The sequence below is a fragment of the Actinotalea ferrariae CF5-4 genome (genome assembly GCF_000603945.1).
GTDB lineage: Bacteria > Actinomycetota > Actinomycetes > Actinomycetales > Cellulomonadaceae > Actinotalea > Actinotalea ferrariae.
Genome location: NZ_AXCW01000282.1, coordinates 1 through 4,094 on the forward strand (window position 1 = coordinate 1; position 4,094 = coordinate 4,094).

Consider the following 4,094-nt stretch of genomic DNA (forward strand, 5'->3'; position numbering starts at 1 on the left):
CGACGGCCTCCGTCACGCCCCGACCCCGCCGAAGCAGGACGCCCCGGGCTCGGGGGTCTGCGGGCCCTGGAGGTACTTGACGAGGAAGGGCTCCAGCCGCTCGTCGTCGACCGACTCGACGGCGAGCCGCACGCCCCACGCGCTCAGGACGACGGGCGCCTCCGCACCCTCGAGCGGGCTCACCGGCAGGTACGGGTTGGCGGCGCTCAGCTCACGCAGCCGGTCGACCTGGGCCCGGTCGAGCGCGGGGTCGTACGTGACCCACACGGCGCCGTGCTCGAGGGAGTGCACGGCGTGCTCGGGGACCACCGGGTCCTCGTAGAAGCCGCAGTTCTGCCAGATCGGGTGGTGGTCGCCTCCGGACGGCGGCAGGAGCGCGTAGTCGACAGGGGACTCGGTGTGCACCGAGCTGGCGACCTCGACCTCCTCCACGCCCTCGATGTCCGCCTGGGCGGCCGCGCGGACCTCGTTCTGCGCGCTGAGCTCCTGGAAGAAGAAGATCCCTACCGGGACGGCGAGGGCCAGCACGACCGCGGTGACCACACCCACGACGACGGCGGTGCGCCGCCGCTCGGCCTTCCGCTGCTCCGCCTGGACCTTCGCCAGCCGCTCGCGACGCTCGTCCGCCGCGTCCCGCTTCCCTGCACCCACCGGGGCCTCCTCGTCGTGTCCGTCGTGCCGCACGCCGCGCCCCACCCCGCAGCCGGGGCTGCAGGATACGTCGGGCACGCGACGCGACGGCGTGGCGTCCGGCTCCGGCCGGACCCGCTGTCGACAGGTGCCAACGTCAGAAGCTGTCCCGGCGTTCCGCGAGCTGCCGCCGCTGCTCGTCGAGGACGAACGTGAAGAGCGCGTCCGTGGTGCGCTCGTCCGGGTCGACGAGGCGCGAGCCGTACGCGTGGTCGGAGCGCAGCTCCTGCACCCGCACGACCTCGAGCACGAGGTCCAACGGCCGACGGGTGGCGGTGAACGTCAGCGCCAGGTGCGTGCCGGTCTCCACCTCGGCGCGCGTCCGGAAGCGCAGCCCGTAAGCGCTGACGTCGAGCACGACGATGTCGAGCGGCTCCTCGAGCGGTTCGCGCACGGTCCCGACGACGCGCTCCAGGACACGGTGCGGGAGCTCGACGGGGACACGCACCGCCGCGCGCTTCTGCAGGCGCTCACGGAGCCGGAGCCCCGCCAGGCCGATCCGGCGCGCCTCGCTCCACGTCACGGCCGCGTCGAAGGTGCACTCGCCCTGGACGGCGCTGAGCACCTCCACCACCACGGGGTCCCCCGGGGACAGCCAGCGTCCGCTGAAGTGCTCGGCCTCGACGAGCAGGCTCGACGCCTCCTGCTCGCGGACGAAGCCCTCGGCGAGCAGCTCGCCCTCGACACCGAATACGCGACACCGGTCCAGATCATGTGCCACGGCCGCCCACCCTCCCCGCGTGATCGCGGTCCACGCCCCCACGGGCTCGGACCGGGTCCCGACGCTGCCGGCGAACTCTAGCCGTCAGTCGTGGCTCGCCGGCTCCTCCGCGTCGCCGGCCGCGTGGCGCGCCACGACGAAGAGCAGGTCCGAGAGGCGGTTGAGGTAGCGCAGCACGTGCGGGCTGACCGGGTGCCCGGCCTCCAGGGCCCGGACGACGTTGCGCTCGGCGCGCCGCACGACCGTCCGCGCGTGGTCGATCGCGGCCGACGTCGGCGTGGCGCCCGGGACGATGAACACGGGCCGCAGCGGGCGCTCGGCGACGAGGGTGTCGATGAGCGCCTCGACGCGCTCCACCATCTCCACGGTCACCTGCGAGACGCCGGGGGTGAGCCGGTCGCGGTGGGCCGGATTCGTGGCCAGGTCCGCGGCCGCGACGAACAGCTCGCGCTGCAGCTCCAGCAGCGCCGTCGCGAGCCGTGCGTCGGTGCACGTCGACCGGGCCACGCCGAGCACGGAGACCGCCTCGTCCACGTCGCCGTAGGCGTCGACGAGCACGTCCGACTTGGGCACCCGGCTGCCCAGGAACAGCCCGGTGCTGCCGTCGTCGCCCGCCTTGGTGTAGATCCGCACGCGTGACCTCCTCCGGCCGCCGTCCCGATGACGACGCGCCGGTCGCATCCTTCCAGGGTTCGGAGGGAGTAGCGTGACCGCTGCCGACCCACCGGGGTCGGCGCTCTGCGCCCGCGAGCAGGGGAAGCCGGTCCGAAGCCGGCGCTGACCCGCAACCGTAGGTCGGGACCCGTCCCGACGAGCCGGAACACCTGCCGTGGGACGAGAGGCTCCTACCGTCGAGGCATACGGGACGGAGCCCGGGTCGCCACTGCGCCCCGGCCTGCGCTGCGCGGGGCCGGATCCTGCGCCGGTCCCGGGTCCGTCACGGACCGCTCAGAAAGAGGCACCGTGCTCCGCACGACCCACCGCCACCCCACCGTCCCGGGCCCCGTCGCGGGTCCCCGCCACCGCGTCCGACGGGCCGCCCGCCGCACCCTGGCCCTGGCTGCCGTGACCGTCCTCGCGGCCCCGGGCGCCGCGCTGCTCGCCGCGCCCGCCGCCGCGGCACCCGCCGCTGCACCCGCCGCTGTGACCACCGGAATGAGCACCGGAGTGACCACCGCCGCGGTCGACGGCGCGTGCACCGACGCCGCGGGCGTCACCGTCGTCGTCGACTCGACCGCCCTGGGGGGCGGCGTCGAGGTCGGGTGCGCCCCGGAGGGCGGCGTGACCGGGACGGAGGCCCTCCTCGCCGCCGGCTTCACGGAGGTGCGCGACCCGGGCGGCTTCATCTGCGCCATCGACGGCCTTCCCGACCCCTGCCCCACGGAGTTCACCGGCTCGTACTGGTCGTACTGGTCGGCCGAGGCCGGCGCCGATGCCTGGGTGACGTACCAGGAGGGCTCGGACACGGCCGTCACCGTGCCGGGCGCGGTCGAGGGCTGGCGCTACGGCGACGGCAGCGAGGGTCCCGCCGTCGCGCTGCCGATCGTGGCCGCGACCGAGCCCGCCGCCGAGGGGACGCCGGCCGAGGAGGGGGGGTCCGAGGAGGAGACCCCCGACGCCGCGACGCAGGACGACGCGGCGGCGGTCGTGAGCGACGACGAGGCCCAGGGGCCGGCCGTGCCGCTCCTCGTGGGTCTCGGCCTGCTCGCCGCCCTCGCCGTCGCGGCGGTCGTCGTGGCGCGGCGCCGCTCGGTCCCGGACGCCGACGCGACCGACACCCGGTCCTAGGACGGCGACGACGATGCACCCCCTGGCGTGGTGGGCGTGGGCCCTCGGGCTCGTGGTCGCGACCACGCGCACCACGAACCCCGTGGTCCTCGGGCTCCTCGTGGCGGCCGCCTCGCTGGTCGTGGTCGCCCGCCGGGAGGACGCACCCTGGGGCCGGGCGTTCCGCTGGTACCTCCTGCTGGGGGTGTGCATCGTCGTCGTCCGCGTCCTGTTCTACGTCGTCGTCGGGATCAAGACGCCGGGTCTGGTCCTCCTGGACCTGCCCCGCGTCCCGCTGCCGGCCTGGGCGGTGGCGGTGGAGCTGCTGGGACCGGTGACGCTGACCGGCCTCCTCGTGGCCGTGTACGGCGGCCTGCGGTTGGCCGCGCTCGTGATCTGCTTCGGCGCGGCCAACGCGCTCGCCAACCCCCGCCGGGCGCTGCGGAGCCTGCCGGCCGCGCTGCACGAGCTCAGCACCGCCGTCGTCATCGCCATGAGCGTGACGCCGCAGCTGGTCACCTCCGCCGCCCAGGTGCGGCGCGCGCAGCGGCTGCGCGGGGCGGCCCCCGGCGGGTGGCGCTCCCTGCCCGCCGTCGCACTGCCCGTCCTGACGGATGCGCTCGACCGCTCGGTCGCGCTCGCGGCCTCCATGGACTCGCGCGGGTACGCGCGGGCCGTGCCCGGCACCTCCGACCGTCGCGTCGGCGCCCTGCTCCTGGGTGCGCTCGTGGCGGCCGTCCTCGGCACCTACGGGCTGCTCGACGGCACCTCCCCGGCCTGGCTCGGGGTGCCCGTGCTCCTGCTCGGCGCAGCGGCGGCGGTCGTGGGCGGCGTCCTGGCCGGTCGGCGCGTGCGCCGGACCCGCTACCGCCCGGACCGCTGGGACACGCGCGCGTCCGCGGTCGCCGGGTGCGGG

At 75.8% G+C, this 4,094-nt stretch carries 5 protein-coding genes and 1 riboswitch; of the genes, 2 read left to right on the forward strand and 3 right to left on the reverse strand.

Features of this window, described 5'->3' with window-relative positions; translation table 11 throughout:
- Nucleotides 1–12 precede the first annotated feature (12 nt).
- From N866_RS16310 to N866_RS16320, 3 genes are all read right to left on the reverse strand, one after another.
- Nucleotides 13–651, reverse strand: coding sequence for a thioredoxin-like domain-containing protein (locus N866_RS16310; RefSeq protein ID WP_034228338.1), 639 nt, complete (start codon nucleotides 649–651; stop codon nucleotides 13–15).
- A 136-nt stretch (nucleotides 652–787) separates the two neighbouring features.
- A complete protein-coding gene (locus N866_RS16315; protein ID WP_162177328.1) occupies nucleotides 788–1,411 on the reverse strand; it encodes a PilZ domain-containing protein in 624 nt (207 codons plus the stop codon).
- An 84-nt stretch (nucleotides 1,412–1,495) separates the two neighbouring features.
- The gene (locus tag N866_RS16320) at nucleotides 1,496–2,044 is read right to left on the reverse strand and encodes a cob(I)yrinic acid a,c-diamide adenosyltransferase (protein ID WP_034228335.1); all 549 of its coding nucleotides are present in this window, start codon (nucleotides 2,042–2,044) and stop codon (nucleotides 1,496–1,498) included.
- Nucleotides 2,045–2,165: 121 nt separating this feature from the next.
- A riboswitch (cobalamin riboswitch) is annotated at nucleotides 2,166–2,236 on the forward strand.
- A 138-nt stretch (nucleotides 2,237–2,374) separates the two neighbouring features.
- Between N866_RS16320 and N866_RS20105 the strand changes: the two genes are divergently transcribed.
- A complete protein-coding gene (locus N866_RS20105) occupies nucleotides 2,375–3,199 on the forward strand; it encodes a hypothetical protein (protein WP_052023167.1) in 825 nt (274 codons plus the stop codon).
- 13 nt (nucleotides 3,200–3,212) lie between these two features.
- The coding region (locus N866_RS16330) for an energy-coupling factor transporter transmembrane component T (protein WP_034228337.1) at nucleotides 3,213–4,094 on the forward strand (882 nt) is incomplete at its 3' end.